Annotated in this window: 14 protein-coding genes and 1 tRNA gene; 3 read left to right on the forward strand and 12 right to left on the reverse strand. The window is 72.4% G+C overall.

Annotated elements, in window-relative coordinates; translation table 11 throughout:
* Positions 1–4: 4 nt before the first annotated feature.
* The 6 genes from bcp to EIY87_RS29035 form a co-directional block, all read right to left on the reverse strand.
* Positions 5–478 carry a thioredoxin-dependent thiol peroxidase gene (gene bcp / locus EIY87_RS29010; protein WP_125313014.1) on the reverse strand — a complete coding sequence of 158 codons (474 nt, stop codon included), beginning with the start codon at positions 476–478 and terminating at the stop codon, positions 5–7.
* A 15-nt stretch (positions 479–493) separates the two neighbouring features.
* Positions 494–1,039, reverse strand: coding sequence for a hypothetical protein (locus EIY87_RS29015; RefSeq protein ID WP_125313015.1), 546 nt, complete (start codon positions 1,037–1,039; stop codon positions 494–496).
* A gap of 192 nt (positions 1,040–1,231) precedes the next feature.
* Positions 1,232–1,414 carry a hypothetical protein gene (locus EIY87_RS29020; RefSeq protein ID WP_125313016.1) on the reverse strand — a complete coding sequence of 61 codons (183 nt, stop codon included), beginning with the start codon at positions 1,412–1,414 and terminating at the stop codon, positions 1,232–1,234.
* 134 nt (positions 1,415–1,548) lie between these two features.
* Positions 1,549–2,436 carry a hypothetical protein gene (locus EIY87_RS29025; RefSeq protein ID WP_125313017.1) on the reverse strand — a complete coding sequence of 296 codons (888 nt, stop codon included), beginning with the start codon at positions 2,434–2,436 and terminating at the stop codon, positions 1,549–1,551.
* A gap of 391 nt (positions 2,437–2,827) precedes the next feature.
* Positions 2,828–3,580, reverse strand: coding sequence for an NAD(P)-binding domain-containing protein (locus tag EIY87_RS29030; protein WP_125313018.1), 753 nt, complete (start codon positions 3,578–3,580; stop codon positions 2,828–2,830).
* 9 nt (positions 3,581–3,589) lie between these two features.
* Positions 3,590–4,507: a helix-turn-helix domain-containing protein gene (locus EIY87_RS29035; RefSeq protein ID WP_125313019.1), complete on the reverse strand. Its 918-nt coding sequence runs from the start codon at positions 4,505–4,507 to the stop codon at positions 3,590–3,592.
* A 70-nt stretch (positions 4,508–4,577) separates the two neighbouring features.
* Here EIY87_RS29035 and EIY87_RS29040 point away from each other — a divergent pair, with 70 nt between their 5' ends.
* Positions 4,578–5,525 carry a saccharopine dehydrogenase NADP-binding domain-containing protein gene (locus EIY87_RS29040; protein WP_125313020.1) on the forward strand — a complete coding sequence of 316 codons (948 nt, stop codon included), beginning with the start codon at positions 4,578–4,580 and terminating at the stop codon, positions 5,523–5,525.
* Positions 5,526–5,709: 184 nt separating this feature from the next.
* On the opposite strand, the gene EIY87_RS29045 is transcribed toward EIY87_RS29040, so the two are convergent.
* A tRNA-Leu gene (locus EIY87_RS29045) sits at positions 5,710–5,783 on the reverse strand.
* Between the two features lie 99 nt (positions 5,784–5,882).
* On the opposite strand from EIY87_RS29045, the gene EIY87_RS29050 reads away from it, so the two are divergent.
* The gene (locus EIY87_RS29050; protein ID WP_086864478.1) at positions 5,883–6,104 is read left to right on the forward strand and encodes a DUF3618 domain-containing protein; all 222 of its coding nucleotides are present in this window, start codon (positions 5,883–5,885) and stop codon (positions 6,102–6,104) included.
* A 3-nt stretch (positions 6,105–6,107) separates the two neighbouring features.
* Here the strand turns inward: EIY87_RS29050 and EIY87_RS29055 are convergent, their stop codons facing one another.
* Together EIY87_RS29055 and EIY87_RS29060 are read right to left on the reverse strand one after the other, a co-directional pair.
* On the reverse strand, positions 6,108–6,524 hold the full coding sequence (locus EIY87_RS29055; RefSeq protein ID WP_191984333.1) for a hypothetical protein: 417 nt from the start codon (positions 6,522–6,524) through the stop codon (positions 6,108–6,110).
* A gap of 205 nt (positions 6,525–6,729) precedes the next feature.
* Positions 6,730–7,329 carry a TetR/AcrR family transcriptional regulator gene (locus EIY87_RS29060; RefSeq protein ID WP_125313022.1) on the reverse strand — a complete coding sequence of 200 codons (600 nt, stop codon included), beginning with the start codon at positions 7,327–7,329 and terminating at the stop codon, positions 6,730–6,732.
* Positions 7,330–7,400: 71 nt separating this feature from the next.
* On the opposite strand from EIY87_RS29060, the gene EIY87_RS29065 reads away from it, so the two are divergent.
* Positions 7,401–8,858, forward strand: coding sequence for a flavin-containing monooxygenase (locus EIY87_RS29065; RefSeq protein ID WP_125313023.1), 1,458 nt, complete (start codon positions 7,401–7,403; stop codon positions 8,856–8,858).
* A 65-nt stretch (positions 8,859–8,923) separates the two neighbouring features.
* Here the strand turns inward: EIY87_RS29065 and EIY87_RS29070 are convergent, their stop codons facing one another.
* The 3 genes from EIY87_RS29070 to EIY87_RS29080 all read right to left on the reverse strand — a co-directional run bounded on the left by EIY87_RS29070 (position 8,924) and on the right by EIY87_RS29080 (position 13,532).
* Positions 8,924–9,394 (reverse strand): helix-turn-helix domain-containing protein, encoded by a 471-nt coding sequence (locus tag EIY87_RS29070; RefSeq protein WP_125313024.1) that lies wholly within the window; start codon positions 9,392–9,394, stop codon positions 8,924–8,926.
* 182 nt (positions 9,395–9,576) lie between these two features.
* The gene (locus EIY87_RS29075) at positions 9,577–11,235 is read right to left on the reverse strand and encodes an LCP family protein (RefSeq protein WP_125313025.1); all 1,659 of its coding nucleotides are present in this window, start codon (positions 11,233–11,235) and stop codon (positions 9,577–9,579) included.
* A gap of 143 nt (positions 11,236–11,378) precedes the next feature.
* Positions 11,379–13,532: a phospholipase A2 gene (locus tag EIY87_RS29080; RefSeq protein ID WP_125313026.1), complete on the reverse strand. Its 2,154-nt coding sequence runs from the start codon at positions 13,530–13,532 to the stop codon at positions 11,379–11,381.
* Positions 13,533–13,573 lie beyond the last annotated feature (41 nt).

A 13,573-nucleotide genomic window follows, 5' to 3' on the forward strand; every position in this document is an offset into this window, starting at 1 on the left:
CGCGTCAGGAGGCGAGGCCGAGGTCGCGGATCAGCTTCGCCACGTGGCCGGCCGCCCGGACGTTGTACCAGGCGTGCGCGATCTTGCCCTCGGCGTCGACGACGAACGTCGAGCGGATGACGCCCAGGTACGTCTTGCCGTAGTTCTTCTTCTCGCCGTACGCGGCCCACGCCTCGATGACCGACTTCTCCGGGTCGCCCAGGATCGGGAACGTCAGCTTCTCGGTTTCCGCGAACTTCGCCAGTTTCGCCTGCGTGTCCGGGGAAATGCCGATCACGCGGTAGCCGGCGTCGTTCAGCTGGGCCAGGTTGTCGCGGAAGTCGCAGGCCTGCTTCGTGCAGCCCGGGGTGCTCGCCGCCGGGTAGAAGTAGACGACCACGGACTCGCCGCGGAAGTCGCGCAGGGAGACGTCGTTGCCCTCGCTGTCGGGCAGGGTGAAGTCCGGGGCTTCGTCACCCGGGGAAAGACGCTCGGTCATGGGCCGAGCCTAACGTCACGCGGGGCCGCAGTAGGTGACCGCGGCGGGTTCGGTCGCGCTCGGGCGGAGCTGCAGCCGCAGCTGCACCTGCTCGCGCGGGACGGCGAACGCCAGCGCGATGTGCACCGAGCGCCCCGGCAGCACGTCCTTGCCCGCGTCGGTGATGCCGGTGAAGCCCTGCGTCGTGTCCACGATCTGCTTGACCGCGGTGCCCGACGCCGTCGCGGTGACGGTGAGGCCCGACAGCTTGTACGTCGTCGCGCCCTCGTTCGTGAGCTGGATGTCGAACGCCGCGCCGCGCGGGCTCTGCGGGTACGCCGACGAGCTGGGGCGGAACGACTTCGGGGAGCCGACCGAGAGGGTGAGGCCGCTGGCGAACCGGTGGTCGGCGCCGAACTTGAGGTCGTTGCCCGCCTGGGAGGCCGAGGCGCCGGCACCCGCCGGGGAGCCGGCGGCGCCCAGCGCCGCGGTACCGCCCTGCGTCGAAGGGACCCCGCACGCCACCGCCAGGCCGAGCAGTCCTGAGGTGAACATGATCTTGCACGTGCGCGCGAGCGCCATCGCGGGTACTCCAGTCGGCGGGTCGGGGGTGCCGTCGGCAACGGGGGATTGCCGGGCGAACCCGCTCCACTCTGGCCGTGATCGCGCGCGGTTACGAGGCGCGACCGGGGGTTGTCGCGCACCTGGTGCCACCCCGTGGCCAATCCGTGACCGGAACGGCACCGCTCGTGACAATCACTGCCCACATGCCACTTAAACGGCGAGCGCGAACAGCAGGATGAAGATCGCCACGCCGGCCACCCACGCGGCCATCAGCCAGCCGAAATCCCGGATCGGGTCGACCGCGCGGCTCTCTTCGCCGGGCACGTAGACGCCGCGTTCCTCGAACCAGTCCGCCCAGCGGGCGAACCAGCCCAACGGGTTGCGCGACGACATGTTCCACCTCCGGCCCGGGCACCTGGAGTCACAGTACGGGTTCGGCCTCGGCCACCGAAAGGCGTGTAACCGCTTACCGCGTGTGACCCGACGTGCCACGGCCGAGTGAACGTGGTCGGCGCCCGTGTAGATCTTCAGACGACGCCGTTGCGCTGGAGCACCGACACCGCGCGGACGGTCGCGTACCCCCGCCATTCGAGCTCCGCGGCGGGCGAAAAGTTCGCGAAATCCACCCGCCAGCCGCCGTCGTCCCGCTGCTCGCCGGCGAGCCGCCGCAGCTCGCTCTCGATGACGTCGTCGGTGAACAACGCGCGGGCGGGGCGGTCCGGCAGGGGCGCGAAGTCCAGGGCGCGCAGGGTCTCGCCGTCCGAGCCGCCGGCCACCGGGGCCAGGCCGTCGGGCGGGACGAACGCGGCCAGGTGCGCCAGCAGCTCGGGCGCCTCCGCGTGGAGGTCGTGCGCGGCGTCCACGAACCGCACGGCGAACGAGAGCGCGATCGCGTGCGGCGCCTCGGAAAGCTCGCGGATGGCGCGGAAGCAGTACTGGGTCGCGGCCGCCAGCCACGGGTGCTCGCGCACCGCGCGGTCGTGGCGGGCGACGCGCAGGGCCACGCCGGCGGTGAACGCGGTGCTCTGCAGAGTGGCGACCGCGGGATCGGCCTGCGCCCAGAACGGCGCGCAGCCCGCCGGGTCGGCCACGGGCACGGCGAAGGGGAGGCCACCGTCCGGCAGCGAGACCGACGCCAGCCAGTCGCACAGCTTCGCCGCGTGCGGCGACGTGCCGGGCGCGATGTCTTCGAAGACCTCGAAGGCGTGCAGCGCGCCGCCGGGCTGGCTTTCCGGCGCTCGCAGGTCCGGTTCGAGGCCCCAGCCGTAGCCGCCGTCGGGGTTGCGGTACCCGTCGACGGCGGCCAGCACGGCGCTGACGTCGGTCTGGCCGCTCAACAGCTCGAAGCGGCGGCGGTCGAGGAGGCGGGCGTGCGTCGCCATGAACGACGCCGCCGCGGAGAGGTTCACAGGCATGCCGCCAGCGTCGCACCCGGCGGGGGTCGCGGTCTTGAACGGATCGGCGCCTCGGGGCAGCTGCGGTCCCGCGAGCGCCGCGGCGTCCCGCAGGCGGGCGGCGTCCTGGCCGGGTGGGGCGCCGAACAGGCGGCGGTAAGCGCGGTGACCGCGCTGACGTGGGACAGGCCGCTGTCGGCCAGCCCGATCTGGCGCACCAGGGGCGCCGTGCGGGCCGGTCAGCAGGCGCCAGAGGATCTCGCGCCCGGGTGGTCGAGCAGCCGCAGCACGGCGTCGAGCAGTTCCGGGCCGGGAGGGCGCGGGACGCGCGGCTCGCTACTGTCCACTTCGGACAGGAGTGGTCCGGGTGCCGCGGTGCGCAGGTCCGCTCGCGCGTGCGTCGCGACGTGCGCTATTGACCTTTCACGCGGGCGAGCACGTCGTCGAGGGTCTTGCGTACCCGCGCGGGGTCCCGCACCGCCGTCCGGAACTGTTCGTTGATCCCGCCGGGTGTCTCGTGCTTGCGGGCCAGCTCGCCGAGGGTGCCGTCGAACCCGGCCAGGGTGCGGCCGAGTTCGCCGAAGACGTGGGCGAGGTAGCCGTTGGCGTCCTCGGGGGCGACACCGTGCTCGGCCATCCAGCCCGCGATCGTCGCCAGCTGGTCCAGGTGCGCGGCGAAGGTCGCGGTGGCGGCGCTGAACGTCGCCAGCGTCGGCTCGTCCGCGGGGACGACGACGTCGCCGACGCGCTCGAACAGGGCGCGCGCGACGGAGTCGTCGGGGTACATCGCGGTGCGGCTCGCGCGCCGGCTCGCCGTCGGCAGCGGGATGGACCGGACGATCCGCTCCGCGGGGGCGGTCAGCTCGCGCAGCTCGGCGAGCGAGACGGCGGCGACCGCGCTCACCACCACGTGCTCCGGCCGGAACGCCAGCTCCGCCAGCACGTCCCGGGCGATCTGCGGGCGCACAGCGATGACGACGGTCGTCGTGCGGTCGAGCACTTCCTGGTTGCTGCCGCAGACGCGCGCGCTCGGGAAGCGGGCGGCGAGGTCGTGCGCGATCTTTGCGTTGCGCGGAGAGAGGAAGACCTCGGGCGAGTCCGCGCCGAGACCTTCGACGATGGCGGCGGTGAGCTCACCGGTGCCCACGAACCCGTACGACCGCATGGCCGAACCCTAACCGCGGAAGGTGCGGCGGTAGGTGTCCGGGGGCACACCGACCGCGCGGTTGAAGTGGCGGCGCAACGTCGTCGCCGTGCCCATGCCGACCGCTTCGGCGATGGCCTCGACGCCGTTGTCGGTGTTTTCCAGCAGTTCCTGCGCGCGCCGGATGCGCTGGGTGAGCAGCCACTGCAACGGCGTCGTGCCGGTGGCCGCGCGGAAGTGGCGGCCGAGGTGGCGGGAGCTCATGTTCGCCTGGCGGGCCAGGTCTTCGACGGTGAGCGGCCGGTCGAGGCGGGCGGTGATCCACGGGAGCAGCGCCGCGAGCGGGTGGTCGTCGCGGGTGGGGACCGGGGTGGCGACGAACTGGGCCTGTCCGCCGGCGCGGTGCGGTGGGACGACCAGGCGCCGGGCGACCGCGTTGGCGACCGACGGGCCGTGGTCGGCGCGCACCAGGTGCAGGCAGAGGTCCATCGCCGCGGCCTTGCCCGCGGAGGTGAGCACCTGGCCGTTGTCGACGTAGAGCACGTCCGGGTCCACGGTCACCCGCGGGTAGCGGGCGGCGAGGACGTCGGTGTGCGCCCAGTGCGTGGTCGCGCGCAGCCCGTCCAGCAGGCCGGCGGCGGCCAGCACGAACGCGCCCGTGCAGAGGGACGCCACCCGCGCGCCCCGCGCGTGGGCCGCCCGCACCGCGTCGACGAGGTCCGCGGGCGGCGGCGCGTCGACGTCCGCCCAGCCCGGGACGATCACCGTGCCGGCACGCGCCAGCCGGTCCAGGCCCGCGTCGGGCTCCAGCAGGAACCGGCCGACGCGGACGGGTTCGCTGCCGCAGACGGCGAAGTCGTAGCGGGGGTTCTCGCCGAAGACCTCGGTGGCGATGGTCAGCTCGAACGAGAGCATCCCGTCGGTGGCGGCCAGCGCGACAGCGTGCATGTCCGAAAGTGTACGCATCGCGTCGTTCCGGACACTGTTCCGAGCGCGAGGACGTCGCGAAGATTGCCGCATGACTTCGGTACTGGTTTACGGCGCTTACGGACTCACCGGCCGCTACGTGGTGGCCGAGCTGCGCGAACGCGGCTTCACCCCGGTCCTTTCCGGCCGCGACGCGGCGAAGCTGCCGGGCGGGCGGCCCGCGTCGGTCGACGACCCGGCGGCCCTCGACCGCGCGCTCGACGGCGTGGCGGCCGTGATCAACTGCGCGGGCCCGTTCGCCGCGACGGCCCTCCCGGTGGCTTCGGCGGCGATCCGCGCCGGCGTCCCGTACGTCGACGTCGCCGCGGAGATCGAAGCCAACCTCGACACCTTCGCGCTGACGGCGGACACCGCGGTGGTGCCCGCGATGGCGTTCTTCGGCGGCCTGGCCGATCTGCTGGCCACGGCGGCGCTGGGCGACTGGCCGGCGGCCGACGAGGTGCACGTCGCCTACGGCCTGAGCGGCTGGCACCCGACGCCGGGCACCCTCGCGGCCGGCCAGGTCTCCCGCGAACGCCGCGGCGGCAAGCGCGTCCGGTTCGCGGGCGGCCGCCTGGAGCACCGCGACGACGCCCTGCCGTCCCTGGACTGGGCCTTCCCCGAGCCGCTCGGCACCCGGCCGGTGCTCGGCGAGTTCTCGATGGCCGACATCGTGACGATCCCGCGGCACCTGGCGGTCCCGTCGGTGACGTCGTACATGACGGTGGCCGCGGCCCAGGGCCTGGCCGCGGCGGCCGAGCGCGACTCGGCGGAGACGTTCGTGGTGGACGTCCGGGTGCGGCGCGGCGGGGAAGAGCGCCGGGCGGTGGCGCGCGGCGAGGACATCTACGCGGTCAGCGCGCCGCTGGCGGTGGAGGCGGTCGAGCGGATCCTGACCGGGCGGACGCGCGTGAAGGGCGTCGCGCCGGCGGGGGAGATCTTCGACGCGCCGGACTTCCTGCGCGCGCTGGCGCCGCGCGTCACGGTCGACTTCAGCTGAGGGAGCGGTAGCGCCGCGCACGCTGGCGGCGGAGAAGTGGTGCCCGACGTCGCGGAGGTGACCACGGCGGGGGTCCGGGGGCGAAGCCCGCCGGGCGGGGCCCGGGGGTTGCACCCCCGGAAGAAACGACGAGCGAGTCCGGCGAAGGCGCGAAGCGCCGAGCAGGACTCACCCAACTCGCTCGTGGGCCCGGAGAGACTCGAACTCTCACTGGCATGGACCTAAACCATGTGCCTCTGCCAATTGGGCTACGGGCCCCCAGCACGGGGAAGCGTAGCGTGCGGCGTGGCCCGTGCGGAGGCGGTGGGGCGGTCGACTAAGTTGGGGCCCGGAAGACCCACCCGGCGAGGAGGACACGTGGCTCGCGACCCCGAGACGATCGAGCGTGAGATCGAGCAGGCCAGGACCGCTCTGGCGGCGACGCTCGACCAGCTCACCGTCAAGGCCGACCCCAAGAAGCTCGCCGACGCGGCCAAGGACGGCGTGCGCGCCAAGCTGGACAACCCGAAGGTGAAGTACCCGCTGATCGGTGGCGGGATCCTCGTGCTCGTCCTGCTGGTGCGCAAGCTCCTCAAGTAGCGCTCAGGCCTGTTTGGCCGGCGCCTTGCTCTCCGCGGCGGGCGCCGGCTCGGCGGGGGCCTTGCGGTCCTCGACGGCCTTGGGGAGCTGCTTGCTCGGCGGCAGCTGCGGCTTCTTCTCCGCGGCCTCCGTGGTCTGCTGCTTCGGCACGCTGCCGGGCGGCGGGACCTCGAGCGGCGGGAGCTTGGGGAGCGTCAGCCGCGCGGTCATGTAGGCGCTCGTGAAGTCCAGCGCACTGCCGTTGAGCAGGTGCACCACCGTCGCCTTGCCGTCGCCGAGCTCCTCGACCAGCTGGTCCGCCCGGTCGCGCGCGGCGATGATGCCCGGTGCCCTGGCGGTCAGCTCCTTGCCGTGGCCGCTGACCGTGATCGCCCAGTCGGCGTCCTCTTGGACGTACGTCGCCGTGATCGCTTCCACCATCTGCCTCACGCCCCTCTCCTCCACCACCATGCTTTACACAACCGTGACGCGGCTACCGCATTCCCATGACGCGGAACCCACGCCCCCTCTCGGCTGCGAAAAGTCCAGCACACTTTCTACCGTGACTTCGATACCGTAGAGCAACTCTGTGTCACAGGACACGACAGCAGCGAGTAACGACCGAATGGCCTAATGCACTTGCAGGCTACCGTGCACGGTGCCGCAGGCCGCTCCACAGCACGTCCATGGCGTATTCGGTGGCCGTCGCGGGGTCCACTTCGTCGTGCTTTTCGCACCAGATCGCGAGCCGTTCGCAGGCGCCGACCACGAATTCCGCGGCCGCTTCGGCCCGTAGCTCGTCCTCGCTGTCGAAGTAGCCGCTCATCAGCGCGGCGATCAGGTCGGTCTGCTGGCGGCGGGTCTCCTCGACCTCGTCCGCGGCCGGCGTGCCGATCAGCGCCATCTCGTGGCGCAGCAGCGACCACGCCTGGCGCCGCTCCCGGATGAAGACGAAGAACGCGAGCAGGCCGCGGCGCAGCGCGTCTTCGGCCGTCGTCGCGCCGACCGTCGCCTGCTCGGTGACCGTGCGCAGCACCGCGCGCGACTCGCGGATGCAGGCCAGCAGCAGGCCTTCCTTCGAGTTGAAGTACTCGTAGAGCATCGGCTTCGAGACGCCCACCAGTTCCGCGATCTCGTCCATCGACGCCGCCGCGTAGCCGCGTGCCGCGAAGACCTCTTCGGCGACCTCGATCATCTGCCGTTCGCGCTCGGCCCGGGGCATGCGCTTGCGCTTCGCGGTCGTCATGGGCAACACTCTACCGGCAGTAACCTACTCTGAGTAAGATGGACGACGGGTAACAGGAACCGGGAGGCGCCATGGGCAACCGCACCGAGACCGGCGTCGTCATCGTCGGGACGGGCTTCTCCGGTCTCGGCATGGCGATCCAGCTGCGCAAGGAGGGGCGCGACGACTTCGTCATCCTCGAAAAGGCCCACGACGTCGGCGGCACCTGGCGGGACAACAGCTACCCCGGGTGCGCCTGCGACATCCCGTCGCACATGTACTCGTTCTCCTTCGAGCAGAACCCGGGCTGGTCGCGGGCGTACTCGCCGCAGCCGGAGATCTGGCGCTACATGCGCGAGGTCGCCGACAAGCACGACCTGCGCCGCTTCATCCGGTTCGGCCAGGAGATGACCGGCGCCCGCTGGGACGCCGAAGGGAACCGCTGGCACGTCGCCACGAGGGGCGGCGACGAGTTCGTGGGGAACGCGCTGGTCGCCGGGGTCGGCGCGCTGCACCTGCCGATGATCCCGGAGCTGCCGGGCATCGAGAAGTTCGACGGCCCGGCCTACCACTCCGCGCGGTGGCGCCACGACGTCGACCTGAAGGGCAAGAAGGTCGCCGTGATCGGCACCGGCGCCAGCGCGGTCCAGTTCGTGCCGAAGATCGCGCCCGAGGTCGAGGAGCTGACGCTCTTCCAGCGGACGCCGCCGTGGATCATGCCCAAGGCCGACCACGAGATGTCCGGGCGCACCCGCGCGCTGTTCAAGGCGTTCCCGCCGGCCCAGCGCGCCTACCGGAACCTGCTGTACTGGCTGCTCGAAGCGCGCGCGATCGGCTTCAACGGCCAGTCGTGGGTGATGAAGCTCGGGCAGCGGCTGGCCAAGCGCAACATCGACCGCGCGATCACCGACCCGGTCTTACGGCGTAAGGTCACGCCGGACTACACCATGGGCTGCAAGCGCGTGCTCATCTCGAACGACTACTACCCGGCGCTCGCGCGGGACAACGTCGACGTGGTGACCGACGGCGTGCGCGAGGTGCGCGAGCACAGCGTCGTCGACGCGGCCGGGGTGGAGCACGAAGCCGACGTCATCATCTACGGCACCGGCTTCCACGTCACCGACGCCTTCGACGACCTGGAGATCGTCGGCCGCGACGGGCGCAACCTCGGCAAGGAGTGGGCGACCGAGGGGATGCGGACGCACCTCGGGATCACCGTCGCCGGCTTCCCGAACCTGTTCTTCCTGCTCGGCCCGAACACCGGTCTCGGGCACAACTCGGTCGTGTTCATGATCGAGGCCCAGGTCTCCTACGTCGCGGAGGCGCTGCGGCTGGCCCGCGGGAAGGCCATCGAACCCAAGCCCGAGGTGCAGGAGCGGTTCAACACCGCGATCCAGCGCAAGCTGGCGAAGGGCATCTGGACGCGCGGCGGCTGCAAGAGCTGGTACCTGGACGCCAAGGGCGTCAACCGGACGATCTGGCCGGGCTTCACCTGGCGCTACTGGCTGGACACCCGGAAGGTGCGGCGCGAGGACTTCCTGGTCGGCTGACGCTGCGCCGGTCGTGAGTGTTTAGGCGGGTTAGAACCCGACTGAACACTCACGACCGGGCGGGATCAGCGGGAGACGTAGCGGCGGAGGCGGGCGATCAGCTCGACGGTCGGCAGCTCGCACAGCTCGGCCATGCGCTCCAGGGCGGGGAGGTCGAGCGCGATCTCGGCGCCGCCGTGGTCGCCGGCCTGCCGCAGCCGGTCCTCCGCCCAGCGGCGCAGCGGAAGCAGCTCGACGGACTCGTCGGCGACGACCTTGCGCAGGTCGACGCGGACCCGGCCGGGCTCGTCGACGAACACCCGGCGGTGCACCTTGGCCAGCAGGTCCTGGGGCAGCTCGTCCATCGCGACGCACAGCTCGACCAGCCGCACGACGGAGCACTGTCTGGTACCCAGCTCGTAGGTGGCCAGCGTCTGCAGCGAAATCTCGCTCTGCAGGTGCTGGTTGAGCTCCTTGCGCGTCCAACCGCGGCTGCGCCGCAGCTTGCGGAGCTCGTCCCCGAGGATCCGCTGGTACTCCTCGCCGTCGATCAGCACATCAATTTCCCCTGCCGTGCGCTCCCACGGCACCCGTACGGTTGTGACAACTTTCCCGTGCAGGTGCACCCTCACGTGTATGTAAGTGCGCGGGAGCTCGGCCCTTACGCGAATTCGGGCATGTCTTTGATACCGATTGCGCGAGTTAGGCCGAACGGGTTAACGGGGTCCCGGCGAGCGGGTCAGTTGACGCAGGGCACGCCTTCGGCGGTGATCGGCTTCTCCGTGTCGGCCGGCGGCGCCGCTGCCTGCGACGATGGCGCGCTGGAGGCGCCGGCACCGGCGCCCGAGTTCGCCTCGCCGGCCGGGCCTTCGTAGTCGGCGCCGAGGAAGACCATCACGTGCCCGGCCTGGACGCTCTTGTCCTCTTGGATCGTCGGCGAGCCGCCCAGCGCGTCCGCGACGGCCTGGCCCTTGTCCTTGCCGCCCTTCGGCACCCAGATGACCGTCGTCTTGCGCGCGGTCGCGTTCGCCGTGTCGCCGGAGGTGAAGCCCTTGCCTTCGAGGGTCTTGGCGACGCTCGCGGCCAGTCCGGTCTTGCCGGAGGCGTTGCGGACGTCGACCGTGGTCGCCTTGTTCGCGGGGTCGGCCTGCTGCGCCGGCGGCGCGGTCTGGCCCGGCTGCGGCCCGGCGAGGCTCTGGACGAACTGCTTCACCTCGGCCGGGTCGACCTGGATGGCCGTGCCGTCTTCGGGGGTCTTGTACTCGATGTTCTTCACCGGGATGGTGCGGAACTCGAGCTGGCCGCCGGTCAGGCCCTTCATCTGCTGGGCGAACCCGAAGATGTCCCAGTTCTGGTTGAGCACGACCGACTTCTTGATGGCGTCGATCAGGTCGTTGAGCTTCGACGGGTTGGTCAGCGTGCCCGCCGACAGCACCTTGCGCGCCATGCCCGCCATGAACACCTGCTGGCGCACGACGCGGTCGAGGTCGCCGTTGGGCAGGCCGTGGCGCTGCCGGACGAACTCGAGCGCCTCGACGCCGGAGATCGTGTGCTGGCCCTTGCTGAAGTTCGCGCCGGAGTACTGGTCCTTGACGTCGTTGTTCAGGCAGACGTCGACGCCGCCGATGGCCTTCGTGATGTCGCTGAAGCCGAGCAGGTTGACCGCGGCGTAGTTGTCGATGGTCGACCCGGTGAGCTTCTCGATGGTCGCGATGAGCTCCTTCGCCCCGGCCTGGTTGGCCTTGACGTCGAGCTCCTTCGGATCGGTGACGCCCTCCTTCTGCAGGTCCTTGCGGGCCTGCAGCATCGCCCTGGCGTAGGCGGAGTTGATCTTGTGCTTGCCGTAGCCGGGGATTTCGACGTAGGAGTCGCGCGGCAGCGACATCGCGACGGCCTTGCTGCCGTCGTTCGGGATGTGCACGAAGATCAGCGAGTCGGTGTTGAGCTCGCCGTCGGAGTCGCCGGCGCGCAGCTCGTCGAGCACCTCGCGCGAGAGCGGGTTGCCCTGGGCGTCGGTGCGGCTGTCGAGGCCGACCAGCAGGATGTCGCGCGCGCCGTCGGCGGGCTTGTCGCCACCGCCGCCGTCGCTGATCACGTTCGCGTAGTTCAGGCCGTTGACCAGGCCCTGCATGGCCGCCCACGCGTACCCGGTCAGGCCCATCACCAGCAGCGAGACGACGGCCAGCGCGATCTTCGCGCCGCGGAACGAGTTGCGGCGGCCCCGCGCGACCGGGCGCGGCTGGGGACGGCGCGGCGGCGGTCCGGCCCGGCGGGCGTCCGCGGGCTCGCGGCGGGGCGCGGGGCGGCGGGACGGCGGTGGGGTGCGCCGGCCGGGCTCGTCCTGCCAGGGCCGGGCGGGGCGGCGGCCGCCTTGCCCGTTCCGAGGCGGGTGATCCACGCGGGCGACTCCTCACTGCTTCGATCGGTGGTCCTGGGGTTGGGACGCATGGTGCCCGCCCCGGGTTGCCGTAGCGTTACACATCCCCCTGCGAATGTGTCATGCACCACCCAGTTTCCCGCAGGTGCGATGCTTTCGCCTGGTCAGGACGCCGCGCTCGCCGGACGTCTGGCGGGCAGCAGCGTGCCGGCCGCCGCGAGCAGGGCGAACGCCGCCGTCACCGCGTGCAGCGTGACGCCGGGGAAGCCCGGCGTGCTGCCGTCGGCGGCGAAGAGCAGGGAGGGCGCGCAGGCGAGCGCCGTCGCCAGCCAGGTGCCGGTCGCCGCGCCCGCGCCGATCCGGATCGTGTGCAGCAGGAACACCCCGAGCAGCAGGTGCACCAGGCTCTGGATCGGGTCGAGCCGCAGGCCGAGCAGGTCGGCGTCGGCGGCCACCCCGCCGAACCGGGTCAGCGCGAAGCCGAACACGCCGAGCGTCGCGTAGCCGATGCCGAGCGCGGCCGCGGCGCGCGTGAGCACCGCCGTCCGGCGGCCGGGCAGCTCGGCGGCGCGCGGGGCCCGTGCCCCGTGGGTGTGCCGCTCGAACCACCAGAAGACCAGGGTGGCGGGCACGGCGAGCAGCCCGACCGCGACCAGCGTCCGCGGCCGGATCAGCCAGCTCAGACCGTCGGCGATCCGCCCCGGCAGGTACACGACCGCGACGAGCAGCAGCATCGCGGCGAGGAACGCCAGGTAGAGGCTCATCGGCGCGCGCAGGACGAACCGGCAGGCGGTGACGACGCCGGGACGGCGGCCGAGCCGGGCCAGCGGGACGGCGAAGAGCCCGAGCAGGCCCAGCTGGACCAGGCCGAGGAGCAGCACGCCCCACGGCGGCGCCGACAACGCCGCCGGGGCGCCGGGGCTGCCGAGCAGGACGGGTGGCCCGGCTCGCAGGACGCTCGCCACGACCAGGCCCGCGACGCCGGTCGCGGCGGCCAGTGCGAGCACCCGCCGCGACGGGCGCACGCCGTCCGCGTGCGCGAAGGCGAGCTGCTGGGCGAGGAGGGCGAGGGCGAACGTCGCCGCGTAGCGGGGCAGGGGCGAACCCGTGGCGTTCGCCAGCACTTCGCCGCCGACGACCAGGGCGAGCAGGCCGGCGGCCGCGGTCACCGGCACCCGGCGGTGCAGCGCCAGCAGCGCGGGCGCGCAGACGATCGTCAGCAGGTAGACCCCGAGCAGCCAGAGCGGGTGCAGCGCGATCCGCATGACCGTGGCCGTCGTCCCGGCCGGGCTGCCGAGCAGCTCGAGCGCGAGCGGCGTCAGCAGCGCGACGACGGCGAAGATCAGCGCCGGGCGCAGCAGCGGGCTGGCGCGCTCGGCCAGGAAGTGGCGGTAGCCGCCGCCCCGTTCGCGTTCGGCGCGCCAGCCGGCGGCGTTGGCGTGGCCGCCGGCGAAGAAGATCAGCGGGGCGAGCTGGGTGAGCCAGGTGAGTGGCCACCACGCCGTCTCGGCGGCGCCTGCCCAGTGCGCCAGCGCCGTCACGGACTCGCCGAGCAGCAGCAGGACGACCCCGGCGGCGCCGAGCAGCGCCCACCGGCTGACGTCGGCCGGTGCCGCGGCGGGCGCGGTCCGGCGCGGTTCCCGGCGGGCCCGCAGCCAGCCGCGCAACCGGAAGACCAGCAGGCAGCCGATCACCAGCACCCCGGCGACCATCGGCCCGATCGGGTCGCCGACCGGCGGGCCCCAGCGCTGGTGCCACGAGTTGACGACCAGACCGGCCGAGTAGAGCGACGCGACCACCCGGCAGGTGAACGCGGAGTTCATCGGGTTGAGGTCGCAGGCGTGGTGCATGTCGGAGGAGAGCCGGTCGTCCAGCGCCTCCCTGGCCTCCGGGCCGAGCGGGTGGCCCTTGCGGTCGGCGTAGCGCAGCAGGTCGTAGCCCAGGTCGTGCGCCTTGCACGGCACGGCGTAGTCCCACTTGGTGTTGTCGTCGCCCCACGGCGTCGAGCAGCCGCCGTCGGTGTGGACGGCGCGGACGGTGCCGTCGCGCGCGGTCATCGCGCCCGGGGTGACGCCGCTGAGGGCGGTGAAGTCCTTCGGCAGCAGCGCGAGGGCGTCGGGGTGCGGGCCGGGGTGCACGAGCGCGTCGACGGCGTTCTGCGCGGCGAGCACGTCCCCGGTCGGCGGCCCCTGGTCGGGCGGCGACGGCGGCCGCGAGGCGATCAGCCCGAACGCGAAGACGACCAGCAGCACCAGCAGCAGCCACCCGGACGTCGACCAGGGTCGGCGGCGACGCGGCGGCTCGGGCTCGGCTGGCATGGGTCCAGGGTGCCAGCCCGGGTGCCGGCCCGGGATGGGGA

The sequence above is a fragment of the Amycolatopsis eburnea genome, from assembly GCF_003937945.1.
Classification (GTDB): Bacteria; Actinomycetota; Actinomycetes; order Mycobacteriales; family Pseudonocardiaceae; genus Amycolatopsis; species Amycolatopsis eburnea.

What these genes read in the sequence shown, in the direction of transcription:
- EIY87_RS29080 (WP_125313026.1), bottom strand. Translation starts at nt 13,532, where the DNA reads ATGCCAGCCGAGCCCGAGCCGCCGCGTCGCCGCCGACCCTGGTCGACG.
- bcp (WP_125313014.1), bottom strand. Translation starts at nt 478, where the DNA reads ATGACCGAGCGTCTTTCCCCGGGTGACGAAGCCCCGGACTTCACCCTG.
- EIY87_RS29015 (WP_125313015.1), bottom strand. Translation starts at nt 1,039, where the DNA reads ATGGCGCTCGCGCGCACGTGCAAGATCATGTTCACCTCAGGACTGCTC.
- EIY87_RS29040 (WP_125313020.1), top strand. Translation starts at nt 4,578, where the DNA reads ATGACTTCGGTACTGGTTTACGGCGCTTACGGACTCACCGGCCGCTAC.
- EIY87_RS29020 (WP_125313016.1), bottom strand. Translation starts at nt 1,414, where the DNA reads ATGTCGTCGCGCAACCCGTTGGGCTGGTTCGCCCGCTGGGCGGACTGG.
- EIY87_RS29060 (WP_125313022.1), bottom strand. Translation starts at nt 7,329, where the DNA reads ATGACGACCGCGAAGCGCAAGCGCATGCCCCGGGCCGAGCGCGAACGG.
- EIY87_RS29065 (WP_125313023.1), top strand. Translation starts at nt 7,401, where the DNA reads ATGGGCAACCGCACCGAGACCGGCGTCGTCATCGTCGGGACGGGCTTC.
- EIY87_RS29030 (WP_125313018.1), bottom strand. Translation starts at nt 3,580, where the DNA reads ATGCGGTCGTACGGGTTCGTGGGCACCGGTGAGCTCACCGCCGCCATC.
- EIY87_RS29035 (WP_125313019.1), bottom strand. Translation starts at nt 4,507, where the DNA reads ATGCACGCTGTCGCGCTGGCCGCCACCGACGGGATGCTCTCGTTCGAG.
- EIY87_RS29055 (WP_191984333.1), bottom strand. Translation starts at nt 6,524, where the DNA reads ATGGTGGAAGCGATCACGGCGACGTACGTCCAAGAGGACGCCGACTGG.
- EIY87_RS29025 (WP_125313017.1), bottom strand. Translation starts at nt 2,436, where the DNA reads ATGCCTGTGAACCTCTCCGCGGCGGCGTCGTTCATGGCGACGCACGCC.